This window comes from Salipaludibacillus neizhouensis, from assembly GCF_002886185.1.
GTDB classification, from domain to species: domain Bacteria; phylum Bacillota; class Bacilli; order Bacillales; family Salisediminibacteriaceae; genus Salipaludibacillus; species Salipaludibacillus neizhouensis.
The window spans coordinates 1,348,930-1,365,123 of sequence record NZ_KZ614146.1; the positions used below are offsets into that span (position 1 = coordinate 1,348,930).

Annotated in this window: 18 protein-coding genes and 3 pseudogenes; 16 read left to right on the plus strand and 5 right to left on the minus strand. The window is 38.0% G+C overall.

Annotated elements, in window-relative coordinates:
• The 3 genes from CEF18_RS06390 to CEF18_RS06400 form a co-directional block, all read left to right on the plus strand.
• On the plus strand, window positions 1-409 hold a 409-nt coding region (locus tag CEF18_RS06390), incomplete at its 5' end, for a conserved phage C-terminal domain-containing protein (protein ID WP_190238700.1).
• 3 nt (window positions 410-412) lie between these two features.
• Window positions 413-694, plus strand: coding sequence for a replicative helicase loader/inhibitor (locus CEF18_RS06395; RefSeq protein ID WP_110935700.1), 282 nt, complete (start codon window positions 413-415; stop codon window positions 692-694).
• The gene (locus CEF18_RS06400) at window positions 672-1,949 is read left to right on the plus strand and encodes a replicative DNA helicase (RefSeq protein WP_110935701.1); all 1,278 of its coding nucleotides are present in this window, start codon (window positions 672-674) and stop codon (window positions 1,947-1,949) included. Before CEF18_RS06395 ends, CEF18_RS06400 begins: the two co-directional genes overlap by 23 nt.
• A 319-nt stretch (window positions 1,950-2,268) precedes the next feature.
• Here CEF18_RS06400 and blaI read toward each other — a convergent pair whose 3' ends face one another.
• Together blaI and CEF18_RS06410 are read right to left on the minus strand one after the other, a co-directional pair.
• Window positions 2,269-2,652, minus strand: coding sequence for a penicillinase repressor BlaI (gene blaI, locus CEF18_RS06405; RefSeq protein ID WP_110935702.1), 384 nt, complete (start codon window positions 2,650-2,652; stop codon window positions 2,269-2,271).
• Complete coding sequence (locus tag CEF18_RS06410) at window positions 2,633-4,447, minus strand: BlaR1 family beta-lactam sensor/signal transducer (protein WP_110935703.1); 1,815 nt, start codon at window positions 4,445-4,447, stop codon at window positions 2,633-2,635. The genes blaI and CEF18_RS06410 overlap by 20 nt, the downstream gene beginning before the upstream one ends.
• A gap of 231 nt (window positions 4,448-4,678) precedes the next feature.
• On the opposite strand from CEF18_RS06410, the gene bla reads away from it, so the two are divergent.
• From bla to CEF18_RS06440, 7 genes are all read left to right on the plus strand, one after another.
• The gene (gene bla, locus CEF18_RS06415; protein WP_110935704.1) at window positions 4,679-5,623 is read left to right on the plus strand and encodes a class A beta-lactamase; all 945 of its coding nucleotides are present in this window, start codon (window positions 4,679-4,681) and stop codon (window positions 5,621-5,623) included.
• 163 nt (window positions 5,624-5,786) lie between these two features.
• The gene (locus CEF18_RS26780; RefSeq protein WP_259458003.1) at window positions 5,787-5,921 is read left to right on the plus strand and encodes a hypothetical protein; all 135 of its coding nucleotides are present in this window, start codon (window positions 5,787-5,789) and stop codon (window positions 5,919-5,921) included.
• A 72-nt stretch (window positions 5,922-5,993) separates the two neighbouring features.
• Window positions 5,994-6,539 carry a DUF1697 domain-containing protein gene (locus tag CEF18_RS06420; RefSeq protein ID WP_110935705.1) on the plus strand — a complete coding sequence of 182 codons (546 nt, stop codon included), beginning with the start codon at window positions 5,994-5,996 and terminating at the stop codon, window positions 6,537-6,539.
• A 321-nt stretch (window positions 6,540-6,860) separates the two neighbouring features.
• Complete coding sequence (locus CEF18_RS25775; protein ID WP_183041227.1) at window positions 6,861-7,007, plus strand: hypothetical protein; 147 nt, start codon at window positions 6,861-6,863, stop codon at window positions 7,005-7,007.
• A 267-nt stretch (window positions 7,008-7,274) separates the two neighbouring features.
• Entirely contained in the window at window positions 7,275-7,526 is a 252-nt protein-coding gene (locus tag CEF18_RS06430; protein ID WP_120689098.1) for a hypothetical protein, read from the plus strand.
• An 85-nt stretch (window positions 7,527-7,611) separates the two neighbouring features.
• The gene (locus tag CEF18_RS06435) at window positions 7,612-8,037 is read left to right on the plus strand and encodes a hypothetical protein (protein ID WP_110935708.1); all 426 of its coding nucleotides are present in this window, start codon (window positions 7,612-7,614) and stop codon (window positions 8,035-8,037) included.
• Between the two features lie 41 nt (window positions 8,038-8,078).
• Complete coding sequence (locus CEF18_RS06440) at window positions 8,079-8,285, plus strand: hypothetical protein (RefSeq protein ID WP_110935709.1); 207 nt, start codon at window positions 8,079-8,081, stop codon at window positions 8,283-8,285.
• Window positions 8,286-8,605: 320 nt separating this feature from the next.
• On the opposite strand, the gene CEF18_RS06450 is transcribed toward CEF18_RS06440, so the two are convergent.
• Together CEF18_RS06450 and CEF18_RS06455 are read right to left on the minus strand one after the other, a co-directional pair.
• Window positions 8,606-9,430 (minus strand): alpha/beta fold hydrolase, encoded by an 825-nt coding sequence (locus CEF18_RS06450; protein ID WP_110935711.1) that lies wholly within the window; start codon window positions 9,428-9,430, stop codon window positions 8,606-8,608.
• A 45-nt stretch (window positions 9,431-9,475) separates the two neighbouring features.
• Window positions 9,476-10,522 carry an SDR family oxidoreductase gene (locus CEF18_RS06455; RefSeq protein ID WP_183041228.1) on the minus strand — a complete coding sequence of 349 codons (1,047 nt, stop codon included), beginning with the start codon at window positions 10,520-10,522 and terminating at the stop codon, window positions 9,476-9,478.
• A gap of 327 nt (window positions 10,523-10,849) precedes the next feature.
• Here CEF18_RS06455 and CEF18_RS06460 point away from each other — a divergent pair, with 327 nt between their 5' ends.
• The 5 genes and pseudogenes from CEF18_RS06460 to CEF18_RS25780 all read left to right on the plus strand — a co-directional run.
• Window positions 10,850-11,152 (plus strand): Fic family protein, encoded by a 303-nt coding sequence (locus CEF18_RS06460; protein WP_220693840.1) that lies wholly within the window; start codon window positions 10,850-10,852, stop codon window positions 11,150-11,152.
• A 491-nt stretch (window positions 11,153-11,643) separates the two neighbouring features.
• The gene (locus CEF18_RS06465; RefSeq protein WP_110935713.1) at window positions 11,644-12,033 is read left to right on the plus strand and encodes a PDDEXK family nuclease; all 390 of its coding nucleotides are present in this window, start codon (window positions 11,644-11,646) and stop codon (window positions 12,031-12,033) included.
• Between the two features lie 943 nt (window positions 12,034-12,976).
• On the plus strand, window positions 12,977-13,273 hold the full coding sequence (locus CEF18_RS06470; RefSeq protein ID WP_110935714.1) for a hypothetical protein: 297 nt from the start codon (window positions 12,977-12,979) through the stop codon (window positions 13,271-13,273).
• A 1,232-nt stretch (window positions 13,274-14,505) separates the two neighbouring features.
• Window positions 14,506-14,688, plus strand: a complete 183-nt coding sequence (locus tag CEF18_RS27115) for a dihydrofolate reductase family protein (protein ID WP_110937612.1) — start codon at window positions 14,506-14,508, stop codon at window positions 14,686-14,688.
• A gap of 976 nt (window positions 14,689-15,664) precedes the next feature.
• A pseudogene (locus tag CEF18_RS25780) lies at window positions 15,665-15,892 on the plus strand (IS4 family transposase); the annotation flags it as partial.
• A 9-nt stretch (window positions 15,893-15,901) separates the two neighbouring features.
• On the opposite strand, the pseudogene CEF18_RS26340 reads toward CEF18_RS25780, so the two are convergent.
• A pseudogene (locus tag CEF18_RS26340) lies at window positions 15,902-16,102 on the minus strand (transposase); the annotation flags it as partial.
• On the opposite strand from CEF18_RS26340, the pseudogene CEF18_RS26345 reads away from it, so the two are divergent.
• Window positions 16,102-16,176, plus strand: a pseudogene (locus CEF18_RS26345) (recombinase family protein); the annotation flags it as partial. The pseudogenes CEF18_RS26340 and CEF18_RS26345 overlap by 1 nt on opposite strands.
• Window positions 16,177-16,194 lie beyond the last annotated feature (18 nt).

Below are 16,194 nucleotides of genomic sequence, written 5' to 3' on the forward strand. Positions count from 1 at the left end.
CCAACCGCAATCGACCGTGAACGAACAAGCTGACACAAACGAGCAAACATCCTTTTTCGAGGAAGACCAAGCACCAGAAGCAGCAGACCGAGCCGAACCAACACCATCACCCGAGAAGATTCCTTACAGCGAGATTGTCGCCTATTTAAATGACAGCACCGGCAAGCATTTCCAAGCAACGGCGGTGAAAACACGAGATCTCATCAAAGCCAGATGGCGAGCTCATCCAAACCAAGACCACTTCGAAAAAGTCATCGACACGAAGACAGACCAATGGCTAAACGATCCAACGATGAACAAATTCTTACGACCAGAAACCTTGTTTGGACCCAAATTTGAATCCTACTTAAACGAAGGCACCACCCCAATAGAAACCGATTTTGAAAAATACTTAAAGGAGCTGGAATAAGCCATGTCACAAGCAGAAACAGCACAAATACTGCAAGAAATCGCCCGGTTTTATCCCGGCAAAATCAACCTGGAACGGAAAACAGTCCAAGCCTGGTACCGCTTATTGAAAACACAGACTTATGAAGACGTCATCGACCGCCTCGATCGCTATGCAGCCGAGAATAAATACTCCCCACTCGTGCATGACCTAGTCGAAAAACCGCGGCCAGAACGAAACAAAGACGTCATCGAAATCATCAGTCTATGGGAGGCGAACGCCAGTGGCGGACCAGTACAACCTTGAAGCGGAGAAAATGCTCCTCGGGTGTCTCCTGCTCGAGTCCTCCCTCGTCAAAGAACTCGAAGTCGAACCGAAGCAGCTCTCGTTCCATCACGAACCCCTGCTCCGCACCATGATCAACCTCGACAACGACAACGAAGACATCAACCGAGCAACCCTATTGGAACGCCTCGGCCCATCATTTATGAACCAAGTCAACATCGGCGAAATGATGCGAGCCGTGCCATCCATCTACGCCGTGAAAAAGTACGAGCAAATCATCATTCGCACCTGGCAGAAAACACAGCTGCGCCAAACCGCCCAAACCTTTCTGGTGAAAACAGAAGAGGTCGTTGATGACGCGACGGTTGATTCCTTTCTTTCCAGTGTTCGAACCATTGAGACCTTCGGCGCACGGGAGGATGATTTTCAATTAAAGAAAGTCTTGGTAACGATGTATGACCAAGTACTGGATGGGGTTGTCAAACGAGGGTTACAAACATCTTTCACTACCTACTACAGATTAACGAATGGCCATAGTGAAGGACAGTTCATCATCGTCGCCGCAAGACCTTCCGTCGGAAAAACCGCCTTTGCGTTAAACGTTGCGATGGGCCACATGAAAGAGAACGCCTTCGGGCATTTATATTCGCTGGAAATGAGTAAAAAGCAGTTTTTGAACCGGATGATCTCCGCCAAAGGAAAGATCGACTCGCAAAAGCTGCGTGATCCGATGAAACGATTTGATGCCGATGATTGGAAGAGATACACCCAGGCGATCAGTGACTTGTCAGAAGAGAATGTGTATATTTCTGATCGTTCCTCGGTCAAGATCCCGGAAATTTACGCGACAACACGAAAGATCATGCGTCAGCACCCGGACAAGCAGCACTTCATCATCATTGATTATTTACAGCTGCTTCAATCCGCCGCCAATAAGCAGAACCGTCAAGAGGAAGTCAGTGAAATATCTCGGTCGTTGAAAGCCATGGCACGCGACCTTTCGGTCCCCGTCATCGCGCTTTCGCAATTATCCCGGGGAGTCGAATCACGAGCCGATAAACGCCCGAATCTCTCAGACTTACGCGAATCAGGCAGCCTCGAACAAGATGCCGATGTCGTTGCGTTTCTCTACCGGGACGATTATTACAACCGGGATGGAGAGTCAGATAATAGCATTGAAATTATCATAGCCAAACAACGAGAAGGTCCCGTTGGCACGGTAGAGCTTGGTTATGAAAAAGCGTTTAATTTGTTTGTTAATAAAAAGGAAGAATGAAGTTGCTATACACAGTAGAGAGTTTTATAAAGTTATCGGTGTTTTAGAGATTGTTGTTTTCGTCGAACAGAGAGGCTCGAATCCGCTCTAGGCGGACGCTTTCCGCGGGCAATGCTTCAGCCTCCTCGGACAAAGACCGTCCTCCGGGGTCTTCACCTATTGCTTTTCCCGCAGGAGTAGCCGCCTTCGCTACTTCGAGCTTTTATAAATCTAGGGTTAAGAAAGCGATAGTTACATGAGAAATAGAAATATGTCCCCAGCTATTTCGATTTCGACCGAAAAAAGCGATTTGGAAAAATTCCCAATCGCTTTTTTAATATTATTGCTTTTTAGGTTTTTTATTTAAAATAGAGCGTAGTTCATTGATATCATCATCAGATAGGGTATCTTCCTGAATGAATTGGACAAGCATGGATTTCAGGGTACCTCCATAGATACGCTTGATAAATGATTCGGTCTCGGCACGCTGGTACTTTTCCTGTGTATAGAGCGGGTAAAAGGTGTAAACTCTTAGATTTTTATTGACACCTACTACATCTTTTTGAACTAATCGATCGAGAAGAGTGCGTATGGTTTTCGGCTTCCAATCTGTACACTCCTGTAAGGAAAATATGATGTCATTCGCTGTTTGAGGGGCTTTATCCCAAAGTACGTTCATGATTTCCCATTCCGATTCTGATATACTAGGAATGTTTTTCTCCATATTTCTCCCCTCCATTTTCTTTATAGATTCCTAAATCTTTTAAAATTGATAAAGTAATTTCTCCCGCCTTGCTTCCAGATGAATCATCTTCATTTTGTATATTGGTAGCAAAGAAATAAGTATTGTTCTTCGTCTCTACATACCCGATAAACCAACCATTGATGTTTTTTCCATTCACTGCTCCTGTACCTGTTTTTCCTGATAGGCGAGCTTCTTCATTCTTTTCTAAGAGTAGTGCTTCCTTCACAGCTTGGGTATGCATTTCCTTATATCCCAATTGATTGTTATAAAAGGCTTGCAGCAGTTGGACTTGCTCCACTGGAGAAATTTTTAATGAGGATTCGTGCCAGAATTCACCAAATCCCCCAGATACATCGTAGTTTCCATAGTTTATCTCTTGTAGATTGGATTGTATTGTTTCAAATCCTGTTCTACGATCTAATTCTTGGAAATACCAGTTTACAGATTTTTGTAACGCAGATGAGACATCCTGATCCATATTCCAAGCGTCATAGGGTTGCTCCGTACCATCCCATAAAAGGGAGGATTCTTCGGGTGATATCACATTTGATTCTAGTGCAAATAAGGCACTATAGATTTTGTATGTGGAATCAGGTGATACCCGCAACATACTTTTCTCTTCATTATAAATGCGATATTGCTGTGCGTTATGATCATATAAAACAAAGCTTCCTTCATATCCTTTAAAGAATTGATGTAAATCCTCATAAACTGCTCCGTCATGATTAAAATAGTATCGGTCGTTTTCCGACGCAAATGCGGAAATGAAAGGTAATTGGATTGTCAAAATGATACTGGCTAACACATAAATAAAGACGCTTTTTCTGATTGATTTTTTTGCGGAATGCTTATAGGCAGAAATTTGTTCCATTCGTTTTTTGATTTGAAGCTTCGAACCGTTTAATTGTGTCACTAACTGTAGCTTACTAGACCGTTTTGAAAGATCCAAAAAATTAATGATTGTATTTCCATATTCACTAAATGAATTATCATCATCTAGTAACTGTAAAACAGATGTATCACATGCGATTTCCCGATCCAATCTCATTTCTCTAAAAGCAAGCCAGACAAGGGGATTAAACCAATAAATGATTTGATAGAACAATATGAAGTAATTTGTCAGCAAATCCTTGTTTTTATAGTGATTCAGTTCATGAAGAAAGATATACTCATAATTTTTCAAATTAAGCCAGTTTTCATGCTGAGAAGGTAAGACGATATATGTTTGAAAAAGTCCGAATATTATTGGAGATTGGACTCTTTTCGAAATAACAATCTTTATTGATTTTTTAATTTGTAGTCTTTTCTTGCATTCTTCGAAAAGCACGAGAACTTCTTGATTGGAAAACGCTGAAGAATAATTCTTTATCCTTCTAAGTGTGAGCCAACCACGAATCATAGTAAAGGTAAATAAAAGCATCCCTGACATCCATAAACCCATCACTCCCATATTAAGTAAGGACAGGTCCGGCCGATTGACCGATACAGAAAAGTCTTGTATCAGGTGTAGGCCCTGCATCATATCAGTTCCAGTTTTTTCCACATTAGAACTGGGAGCATTAGTCTGATATGTATCCCCACCGCTAAAGAGAGAACTAAAATTATATAAATCAGTAGGTATGAATGGAAGTGTTAAAGTCATAAAAAGAAACATCCACAAATGATAGCGCCATTTTGCTGTTAGTTGTCTTCCAAACCATTTTCGTATAAGTAGAATAACGGTAACGGAAAATGAACACACCAATAGACCTATTATAAAATGAGTTAAAAACATGTCCTTCAACACCAACTCTCTTGATTTTAAAATTTTTTAAAAACAGGTATATAGCATATTTATAGTAGCTTGAGTTAGAAAATAAAGAATTGACTTTATTTGATTACATATGTAATACTATACTACAGATGTAATCAGACTACAAATGTAATCCGTTAAAACTCCTTGAATAAGGTTGTTTTTTCAATTCGTACATAAGAGTCTAATCAAATAATTAGGAGGTTTTACATCATGAACAAAAGATGGTTTTATCAAATACTAGCACTGATAGGCTTGGTGCTTATGGTTGTAGGCTGCTTAGATGAGAAAAAACAGGTTGTACAACAATCAGAAACAGAAAATACGGGGGGAACTAACCAAACGTCAGAAAATATAACGGCAAAAGAAACCTCAATGGAGAAATTTGAACAACTTGAGAAGGAATATGACGCGAGGCTTGGGGTCTATGCCATTGACACAGGATCAAAAGAAACCGTGGAATTTTGTGAGGACGAACGATTTGCGTACACATCTACATCCAAAGCCCTAGCTACAGCTGTTTTATTAAAGCAAAATCCGATATCAGTGCTTAAGGAAATAAGGACATTCACCAATGAAGATATTGTTACCTATTCTCCGATTACAGAAGACTTTGTGAACAAAGGGATGAGTCTGGGAAAGATAGCTGAAGCAGCGATGCAGTATAGTGATAATACAGCAGGGAATCTTCTGTTCGAAGAATTAGGCGGACCAGATGGATTTGAAAAGGCGTTACGAGAAAGTGGTGATACTATCACAATGGTTGACCGTATTGAACCAGATTTGAACGAAGCTATTCCTGGGGATTCACGGGATACAAGTACCCCTAAAGCACTTGCAACTACTCTTGAGGTGTTTGGAATCAGTGAGTACCTTCCTACCGATAAGCAAGAAATTTTTACAAATTGGCTAAAAGGGAATACTACAGGTGATTCCCTCATTCGAGCTGGTGTACCAGAAGGTTGGGAGGTTGGAGATAAGAGCGGAGCCGGTGGCTATGGAACTCGAAATGATATAGCGATTGTGTGGCCACCAAATCGAGAACCGATTATTATTGCGATCATGTCAAGTCGCGATGAAGAGAATGCGAGCTTTAATGACGAACTCATTGCAAAGGCTACAAAAGTGATTGCTCAGGCGTTTTCTAACAACAAATAGATTAACATTTTAGAGAGAGAGTACGACTCTTCGGATGAATGTCGTTTTTTACTTGTTAGTAACAGACATATTGTATGTTGAGATGTCAGTTACTGACACAATCTTGTAGATACCCCATATAGGTGGCATATCTAGCGACAACTATGATTTCTAAAGCGAGACTGTGAAACTATATGAACAAGAGATTGAAAATAAACAGAGTGGAGAAAAATTTGAGTTTGATGAAGCAGTGCTTTGGAAGTTTGAAGTAACAGTTGATGATGGGCCTTATAAAAGCTTTGTCGTAGAAGCAAAGTAACTCAGCACTAATATCAATTCAACAATTGGAGCGCAGTTGTTGAATAAGTAAAAAGTCGAAAGGATGATGATTTTGGTTAATGTCGCTCTTCTTCGAGGGATTAATGTGGGTGGAAAAAATAAAATTGATATGAGGTTACTTAAACAAACTTTTGAAAAAGCTGGGATGAATGATGTGGTAACATACATCAATACAGGTAATATTATTTTTTCATATAAAGGTCCATCAACAACCGAGCTACCACGCATTTTGGAAGAAGCAATCCATTGTGATTTTGGATTACAAATTAAAGTAGTAGTTCGTAGTTTCGATGATGTAAGTCGAATCATTAAAGCTATTCCATACACATGGAAAAATGACAAAGATATGAAAAGTGATGTCATGTTTTTATGGGATGAAATTGATGATGAATCTGTACTTATGAATTTGGTCATCAAACCAAATATCGACACGGTAAAATATGTCCCCGGTGCGATTCTATGGTCCGTTGATAAGATAAATGTAACCAGAAGCGGAATGTCAAAGATCGTTGGATCAAAGTTATATAAACAAGTTACGATAAGAAACGTCAACACAGCTCGTAATATATATAAACTTATGCAAAATCAAAATGATTAGTTCACCTGATGGTAATTATACAATTTGATTTTTCTTAGAAAGTGATGTGTATGTGCAACATCTACTCAAGGCAACAGTGTTAGTTGAATAGAAATTAAGTGAAATTAGGATTGAGACCATATTTTAGTTATTCCGTTAAAGGGCGCGATTCTGTAATAAGAATTGGGCCCTTTCTTTGTGAATAGGGGCAGATTGTGGAGAAAATTATATCTTTTTAATTGGATATTTATGTTAAAATAGAATGGGATTGTGAAGAAATATACTTAAATTAAAGGGAAGTATAGATGAATAATAGTGTTGAATTCTACATAGAGAAAATAAATGATTTTAGACTTTTATGGGACTGTTGTACACAAAGATGGAAAAATTATTGCGAATATTTGTAAACAAATAAAAGAAAATTCAAAGACAGAAGCAACTTTATCTGAAGTTGGAGGTTTTTGGTGGACGGAAAGTTTTCTACTCTAATTTGTTGGGGGCGGTACCCTGTGTGAACTGTAACCCGAATAATGGACACTAAAAAAAAGTGCCTCATTATTCGGGTTTTTATTCGTTTTACCTCGGTTGACTGAACGACGCGACTACCCCACCAATGCCAATGAAGCACAGAACCGTCCCCTGTTTCCAATTCAAAACCCTCATCCAAAAAAACTTTCACATTTTTCAAAACACCTCCTCCTTTTTTATCTGTCGTCTGTACATATTCAGTGAAAGACGAAAATGGAAAACGAAAGGATGAGAATGGAAATATGCCCCACTCGTGTAGGGATGACAATCAAGGAATTGTATCAGGAAGCTGTGATCGAAGACTTTAAGAGCCTCATCTATTTAATCGAGTGGCTCGTCTACGAAAAGAAAGCCATTACGATGGATCGTGACGCCAGGAATATTGAATATTTCACAGAAAAATATCGTGGCAGGCTTAATCCGGAACTGGCAGCGTATAAAGCGAAGGTCGAAGGTAGGGGAGAGCAAGAGGTCATCTAGGTCGTTTTCCATTCTAGTAAGCAATGAATATTAAGCAAAATAACAGACAAGCATCATTTAAATTAAAATTATAGGGGGAAGAAACATGAACAGATTAGAGCTAGAATTAGAATTACGAGGATTTTTTGTGACAGAAAAAGAGGGAGCTATCCGATTCAGTGACAAGAACCATCCGGATGATATCGTCCTCCTGAAGAGACAATTGAAAAAACTACAAATTGACCATACGTTCAAAGGAAATGACCTTATTGTGGCAGATGATCAGCTGGACAATGACGTGATAAAACAACTTATTTGGTCGGAAGTGAGAAATACAATGACACCGGCCTTCGGTTTTAGAATGTCGAGCTCATTTGTAAAGTTCAATGGGAATTCTAGCATAAGTACATTCCATTTAGAAGCGGGTGTAGCGCTGTTAGTAAAATCCCTTAACGCTGCAGGTATTTCTACTCTCGCAAGTTGTGACGGACACGGAGAAAAAGCGCCATCTATTATGTTTAACGGTCGTTAGCGTGTTGGTTTAAGCTGCTTTATGAAGAGGTAATAAAAGAAATGGACTTAAACTATCAATGGGAACTCGTTCAAGTAACTAAGTCTGATATGGCAATACAGGCAGTGAGTAAGAATGATACATGGAAGTTAAAGGATGTACTCGCAGACACGTATCAAATGTCTAGATACTTTCGCCATTACGCTCCGACAATGATCAAGATAAAAAAGGAGATTTTTGAAGGGAGAATAACAGTACTGGTAAGGTAGTGAAGGAAATGGATGAGGAAGAACTTTATCGATGGATGGTGGTGGGGAGGTGTTTTGGGGGTAAGCACCAACAAGAGCGTCAGTCCTGGTCTGGTGGTCTTTTAATATGGTTGTTTTCTAAAAGATTGTTGCTTTCAAAAAGATATGATAGCCCTCGATTTCAACAGTCTGATGCTTACCGCCGGGGAACACTTCAGAGCAATACCAGCAAAGGAAGAGACAGTTGACTCTTTCGCTTCTTCAAGCTTTTCTAGAAACAACAAAGATGACGGAAACAGCTTAATGTAAATCTCCGTTTGACCCGTTAGAGAAGCCTCCTCTTATTTGGCAGTTGGCAAATACTGCGGAGAATCATGATGAAGCAGAGAACCGTCCCCATGCTTCTTCATGAATGTTAGGGAGGTGGTGTTGAAGGCTTCTGCGTTTTCGATGTTACATACATGACCACAATCTTCTATAATATGAACATGCGCACTTTGATCATCTTTCACATCTTTTTGTAATCTCTTTATAAATAAATGGTCTTCTTCTCCTGAGATATATAACTTTGGGACATTTTTGCTTACTTCTTGCACGCAAACATACGTACTTTCTACATTTCGAGCTATATCAAACCATTTAATAAAATTATGTCTCTTCATTTTCTTCGCTTCTTGGATAAAGAACTCTCGAGATACCGCATGGTTTTTTTTAGGCATCATGATGTTAGCGAATAATCGGTAAATGAACATATGTGGTGTGACTTCTTTCAACAAGCCCCCCGTAAAAAGAAGGGATTTGGAAAAGAGATTGAACTTTGTTACAGCTCCTCCAAGAATGGCACTTTTAACTCGTTCTGGACGTAATTGGAGTATATTGTGAAGAATGACCGAACCGAGAGATATTCCTACAAAATGACACTTTTTTAAACCAATCGCATCCATTGTTTTAAAGATCTCTTCAGAAACGATATTAAAGCTAAACGGCAGACGATAATCCGCTATATCTGGAGAATTTCCATGACCTGGTAATGTTATAGCGAGTACACTAAACTCTTTTCGATATTTTTTCATTTGTTTATGGAAGACGTTCCGTCCACCACCAATGCCGTGTAACAGAACGATGCATTCTTTCCCTTTATTTTCAATAAACTGATAATCAAGCATAAGCTGACACCTCTTTACCGCTGAAAGGTATTGGTGATCGACACCTTATACTTTTTCAGTAGTTAATTTAGTTGGAATTCTCGCATGTATAATAGTAGATAATATCTCATCTGAGACATCTAGTTCTTTTAAGTTGGAGCATGATAATAATTTTATTGTGTTCTCGTTATGAAACGTTAACTGACGAACAAGGTAGTTTTTCAACGTAGAGATTTTATCATAGAATAGTGTTTCTGATTGATTCATAGACTCTATTTTTAAATCATTCACAATCGTAAATTGGTCGAAGTTCAGCATATCTGTAATCAGTCTGATACTCTTCCTATACGAAGGGGGATGACTATTTGTAATGTGATAGATGGTTTGATTCTCGTCATCTTCTAAACCAGCAAATAAAACGGCGACGACATAATCTACAGGTACAACATTAACGGTAGAGGACCTTGGTGCTATAAAACGAAACGATTCATTTTTTGACTCAGAAAGTTTCTTAATAAGACGTATGATTTTAATGAAGGAATTCAAGGTGAAGTCACTATTGGCTTCTCCAGTTTTCGAATCTCCAATAATAACAGACGGTCTATAAATAGAAACCGAAAAATAGGTGGAGTAAGACATAACCAAATGCTCTGCCATACACTTTGATTTTTCATACGCATTATTGAAATTCGTTTCTTTCGAGTACAATTCTTCTTTGCCTATGGAATTGGATAAACCTAACGTAAAGGCAGTACTGACATATTTAAAGTTCTTAATTTCAAGTAATTTAGCTAAATCTAAAGCGTTTTTTGTCCCGCTATAATTTGTTTTAAGGTATTCGCTATATTCCAAGCCAAATTGGACTTGACCAGCGATATGATACATCGCGTCAATCGGACCATTCATAAGATCATGAAGCTTTTTATTAGATAATCCAAAGGAAGGTTCGTGGAGATCACCGGTCAAAAATGTAATAGTTGAACTTTTAGAAAACTGAGCTTCGGCTTTCTCTATATTTCGAACGACACTGATTACTTCATGTCCTTCTTGCAACAATTTCTTAGTGAATTCACCACCAACAAAACCAGTGACACCAGTTACAAAAACTTTCATTACAAAAACCTCCATAATTCGACAATGAGGAAATTGTATCACATGCGTATGATGTTTAACACAGTATTTCAGTCTAATTATATGTAAAATCAACCAACTGAAAAAATACAGTAGTCTAGCTCTGTAAAACTCAAAGATTAAAGGGAGGTTTTTACATTGTAGAAATGATACAGAAAGTAGTTTCAGAGGCTTAACAGCAGTGTTTGAGGGTTTTTATTTGCAACAGACTCAGTCAACTGTCAATAAATCAAACCATCAGCCGAAAAGAGGCAAGAATGTGACAGTAGGGACGGTTCTCTGCATCACAATTTTTCTAGGCTCCTTTGAATGATGAATAGCCCTGAAGTCAAAGCTAAAAATGAAGCAGAGAACCGTCCCCTTGTTTCCTTTGTTGGAATTTACCCATTTATTGATGGAAAAGATCGAACATCACGTTTGTTATTAAATTTAGAACTCATGAATGTTGGTTTTCCACCAATAGTTATTAAAGTGGAAAATCGAATAGCTTATTATGAAGCATTAGATAAAGCACATACACAAATAGAATATGATGACTTTATTAAGTTAGACACCAACGAAATAGAAGATTCATTAAACCTATATTTAAGTACAATTAATAAAAACGCTTAGTAAAATACATAGAGTTGTCAGCTTAAGATACCCTCCATTATCTAACATTTTGCTAACGCAATAAAACTCTGGTTCCTGCTCCCCAGTCCGTTAAAACATTAACGCACTGGGGGTCAGGCGCTTTTTAACATTAGGTGCCTATATTTTAAACAAAGTGGCCTATTATTTTCTCATCACTCAAACACTGGTGGTCTAATATTTTGCTGGAGTGTGGGTTAATTTTTAATTAACATTCAGTCCAGACAGGCCTCAAATCTCTCATTGGATCTATTTCATACTCAGATCCAATCTCAGAGAGTGGGTCTTACCCTTTACATCCCTCATTTCATCATGTGCCGCCTTTCAACCTTTAATTCCATTTTTAGCTGAAAACTAATTTAGTACACGAACACTTATGAAAATACAACACTTTTCAAATCTCCTCCTCCTTTTATGTCATTCGAGAGTACTTGATATATGAAAGGCTTTTAAATTGAGAGGAGATGAGTAGGATGAATGAAGCAGAATTAACGTATGGACTTATCAATTATTCAGATTTAATTGAACCAGGATTGACGTTTAAAGGAAGGGAAGTAAATCTAGCTGGAAAAAGATGTGATTTATTTTTTGTTGATAAAGATGGAAAGGATCTGTATGTGGAAGTGAAAAAGCATGTAGACCCAAACGGAGGAGGTCAGTTGATGTTTTATAGTGGATTAGTCAGTGATAGTTCGGCACGGTTCATGCTGGTAGCCTTTTCTATCATGGACATGTTATTCATGGGGTGCACAGAGCCGGTTATGAATATTGAAATTAAGGAAGAGGATATCTATTATCGATTCTTCTCCAGTAAAATAAAAGAAGGTGCGCAAAAGATCATTAGTGAGACTTCAAGAAGTTAACATGAAAACAATCAAGCTTATCCCAAAACTGTGAATGACATTGCGCCTATGAACGAAGTAGCATAAATGAACCTCAATTTCTTACATTTACATGGTAGTTTAAACGAATAAAAGGTCCTTCGCTGTTGAAGGATCTTTTATTCGTTTTTTCCTCGGTTGAGTGAACCACGCGAGTCCCCCAACAATGCCAATGAAACACCAAACCGTCCCCTGTTTCCAAAACAAAACCTCCTGCACCAACATCGTGATTCGATCTTGCCTGAAACGAACAAAGATAGATCGCGATGCCAGGAATAAAGAATATTTCACAGAAAAATATCGTGGCAGGCTTAACCCGGAACTGGCAGCGTATAAAGCGAAGGTTGAAAGTGTGGGAGTGCAGAAAGTCATCTAGATCATCTTACATTCTAGCAAGCGATGAATAACAAGTTAAGTAACTTACAGGCATTTAATTTAAAATTATAGGGGGAAGAAACATGAACAGATTAGAGCTAGGATTAGAATTACGAGGATTTTTGTATCGGAAAAAGAGGAAGCTATCCGATTCAGCGACAAGAACCATCCTGATGATATCGTTCTCCTGAAGAGAAAATTGAAAAAACTGCGCATTGAACATACTTTCAACGGAAATGACCTTTTTGTGGCACAAGATCAACTAGACAATGACGTGATAAAACAACTGATTTGGTCGGAAGCGAGAAATACAATGACCCCGGCATTTGGTTTTAGAAGGTGGAGCTATTTTTATAAAGTCCAATGGAAATTCTAGAATAAGTACATTCCATTTAGAAGCGGGAGTAGCGCTATTAGTAAAATCTCTTAATGCTGCCGGCATTTCAACCCTCGCAAGTTGCGACGGACACGGAGAAAAGGCACCATCTATCACGTTTAACGGTCCAACGCGTGTTGGTTTAAGCTGCTTTATGAAGAGTTAATAAAAGAAATGGACTTAAACTATGAATGGGAACTCGTCCAAGTAAACAAGTCAGATATGGCATTACAGGCAGTGAGTAGGAATGATACATGGAAGTTAAAGGATGTACTCGCCGACACGTATCAAATATCTAGATACTTTCGCCATTACGCTCCGACTATTATCAAGATTAAAAAGGAGATATTTGGAACAGAGAATAACAGTATTGGTAAGTTAGTGAAGGAAATGGATGAGGAAGAAATTCATCGATGGATGGTGGGGAGGTGTCAGGCGTTGAGAGGGGATTTGGCCAAAGAGAGTGTTTGAGTTTGTGGGGAAAGGAATGAGTAGATTATTAGACTCGGATTATGATTTGAACCATCATCCGAGTGTTTTTTGCGTTTTATGGAGGTATATGAGAATTAATGTCGAAGGAGTAATGGCAGAGTAGTAATGTTGTATGGAAATAGAAAGATTTATATGCAGCCCTCTACAAACTAATTGATTATAGACGACGGTGGATGACATTGGTTTGTGTAATTAGAGTATACCTCAACTGAACAAACAAGAATGTAGTCTTACTAGGTTGTTGAATTGTTCATTTAGGGTTGTTCAATTAATAAACAGAGATTTGTACATTATTTCATTTATGGTAAAATAAAGGTGCCTCAAAAGTAATCATAGCTTCACCCTCTTTCTAACTTTGGAAAGAGCCGGGAAGTCTAAGTATTTTTCAATGCTTGGGCTTTTTTTGCTTACAGAAAATGAAATTGTACCAATGAATAACAGACTATAAATTCTGGATGTTCAAAGCTAAAAATCCATAGATTTATGAATCAAAGATTTTATAATTATACTTGTCGTACAAATTGACAAGAAGAATAGTCTTCTCAATAGGGGCAGATTGTGGAGTAACTGTCATAATACGTAGAGACTTTTACTGCGCAACAATTGTTTTCGTTTTCAGGTGGATTTGTTAAATAATATACTTAAGCTAACGGTTTCTTCAATTCAAGTGTTACCTCTTCATCTGCAATAAACTTTAAAAATCGCTTCCATTCTTTCTCTTTGTTCACGCCTTCGCTTCCTCGTGGTACCCTTTGAAGAATTCGAACACAAACTTAAATAACTGATGAAACATGACGTTGGAAAGTATGACATTCTCTTCTCGTATTCAGCGAGGTCATCCATAAATTTGTCGCATGCACTAACCAAAGTGTTAAGAGGTACTAACTTTGTACTTTTACCACCAATTGAAGTACTGTTCATTTCAATTTGGCATTCAGATAGGACTTTCGATATGTCAATGACCGCAAACATAAAACGGGTCCGAGGATCAGCATCCCTATATACATTTACCGCACGGGTAGAGTTGGCTTTGGTATTCCCTTGATTCCATTGAATCTTTACTGGGCCGAAAGGCGAAGAAGACGACATGGTAAGCTGGGCGATGCCTGGCATCATAGATTCCACAGATTACTCTCTGATGTAATGTCGAAAATAAGGGACCTAAATAGAGAAGTCAAGGGTGATATTATTGTTTCCGCAAGCGCAGGCTTATTCAAAGTCTGATAAATGCTATTTTACTTGATGAACTGCGAATCATCATTCATCCGGTCATACTGGGCAGCGGTAAACGTTACTTCGACAACATCGACACACGTCAGGATTTGAAGTTGATAGAAACCAAGCTTTATAAAACAAGTGGTTCAATGCTGATGCGATATGAGATCGTTAAATAATGGCCATTGTTTTTTTGGAATATAATTAAACTGAGGTAAAGAAGGTTCTTAAACAATCAGGCGCAATTGTTGAAGATTAGGAGTCTAATTCCTTGTTAATAATTTGAGGAATTAGACTTTTTTATCTTTAAAATCCTTAACTTTGTAAATTAGTATTTTCTTGGAAAACACTCCCTTGGTAAAATGCTTTGGAAACAAGTGGAAATTCTTGTGTAATCAGTGCGTTAGCAAAATGCTAACATTTTGCTAACGCACTGAAGTAAAAAACGTAAATTAACATGAAAGATGTTACAGCTAAAAAATTCAAAAATGTTGATTTACCACGATTTTATCACTTATCGTTAAAACACTCTCACCTTACTGGCGGCATGATGTTAGTTGCCCCCAAACCCCTTGATACGTGAGGGTTTTATGTAAGGTGAGAGTGAAATGCTAACATTTTGCTAACATAGAGGATTTTTAATCGAGGCTTCTCATGAGTTCAGCGAACTTTTGGGAAGCTTCTTTTTTCATTTCTTTCATGACGTGAAGATAGACATTCTTCGTAATTTGATCATCGCCAAATAGGCTCTCCAAAAAAAATGATATTAAATGAAAAATGAATGTTATTCTAATGTTCGTGGACATGTTGTGGTATTGTTTCATTTTCTACACTTGATTTATTGCTATCTATCGTTTGTAAGGTCCCCAATGAATGAACCAAAAAAAATGACATTAAGGGAAAAAATTATACAAAGAATAGCAATATTTTTATGAGGATAATTTTTTACTATTTCGGGAAGTTTTTGTGGTCAGAAATAACAGTGGTAAAAACTTATAATATATATATAATCAGTTGCTATGACCATGGTGAAAATTTCAGTTGGTGAGAGCATCACGCCTAACATAGCACCCATTAAGATTGAAGCTTGTGCCTCAAGTAGCCCGTTTATTCCAAAACCTTTACTTATGAATGCTACTAATGCGCTTATTATAAAAGAGTTCTCTCTATTCGAGGATCGGTATGGAAGAATTCATGAATCAACTAGGACCAGGAGAAACGCATGAACTATCCGAAGCTTGTATTCGAAGCAATCACAAACTACCTTCCCGAGTCATCATTCATCGATTTACCCAGGAGCAAATGGAAAAGAGATTGAAAGATCAAGAGAAGAGAGAAAAAAAGAAAGGGATTACGTATAAAGAACGAAACAAACGATTAAGCGTTTACCTTTCCATTTCGATAATATTCGGGATTCTCATTCCTTATATAAATCCTTGTATTCCCTTTTAAACGGGAGATATAATAAGCTTATTTTTCATGAATCATGAATAGATCTTTTAAATCGAAATAGCCTAAATCTCGTATACATAAATCTTTCTTCTGTACGCTGTGAAGACTAGTTGAACCGAAGCTTTTATCATTTTCTCTTCCTTTCACAAAAGGGAGCGCATTTAAAAAGTTTAAAGGAGTCCTGGCTTGATACAACAACTACCCATGGGAAAATGTAGTTTACTATCTTTGTG

Excerpts from the sequence above, each read along its gene's own strand:
- CEF18_RS06455 (WP_183041228.1), bottom strand. The coding sequence starts at position 10,522 with ATGAAAGTTTTTGTAACTGGTGTCACTGGTTTTGTTGGTGGTGAATTC.
- CEF18_RS06430 (WP_120689098.1), top strand. The coding sequence starts at position 7,275 with ATGAGAATGGAAATATGCCCCACTCGTGTAGGGATGACAATCAAGGAA.
- CEF18_RS06470 (WP_110935714.1), top strand. The coding sequence starts at position 12,977 with ATGGACTTAAACTATGAATGGGAACTCGTCCAAGTAAACAAGTCAGAT.
- CEF18_RS06465 (WP_110935713.1), top strand. The coding sequence starts at position 11,644 with ATGAATGAAGCAGAATTAACGTATGGACTTATCAATTATTCAGATTTA.
- CEF18_RS06410 (WP_110935703.1), bottom strand. The coding sequence starts at position 4,447 with ATGTTTTTAACTCATTTTATAATAGGTCTATTGGTGTGTTCATTTTCC.
- CEF18_RS06395 (WP_110935700.1), top strand. The coding sequence starts at position 413 with ATGTCACAAGCAGAAACAGCACAAATACTGCAAGAAATCGCCCGGTTT.
- CEF18_RS06435 (WP_110935708.1), top strand. The coding sequence starts at position 7,612 with ATGAACAGATTAGAGCTAGAATTAGAATTACGAGGATTTTTTGTGACA.
- bla (WP_110935704.1), top strand. The coding sequence starts at position 4,679 with ATGAACAAAAGATGGTTTTATCAAATACTAGCACTGATAGGCTTGGTG.
- CEF18_RS06440 (WP_110935709.1), top strand. The coding sequence starts at position 8,079 with ATGGACTTAAACTATCAATGGGAACTCGTTCAAGTAACTAAGTCTGAT.
- blaI (WP_110935702.1), bottom strand. The coding sequence starts at position 2,652 with ATGGAGAAAAACATTCCTAGTATATCAGAATCGGAATGGGAAATCATG.
- CEF18_RS25775 (WP_183041227.1), top strand. The coding sequence starts at position 6,861 with ATGATTTTAGACTTTTATGGGACTGTTGTACACAAAGATGGAAAAATT.
- CEF18_RS06450 (WP_110935711.1), bottom strand. The coding sequence starts at position 9,430 with ATGCTTGATTATCAGTTTATTGAAAATAAAGGGAAAGAATGCATCGTT.
- CEF18_RS06460 (WP_220693840.1), top strand. The coding sequence starts at position 10,850 with ATGATGAATAGCCCTGAAGTCAAAGCTAAAAATGAAGCAGAGAACCGT.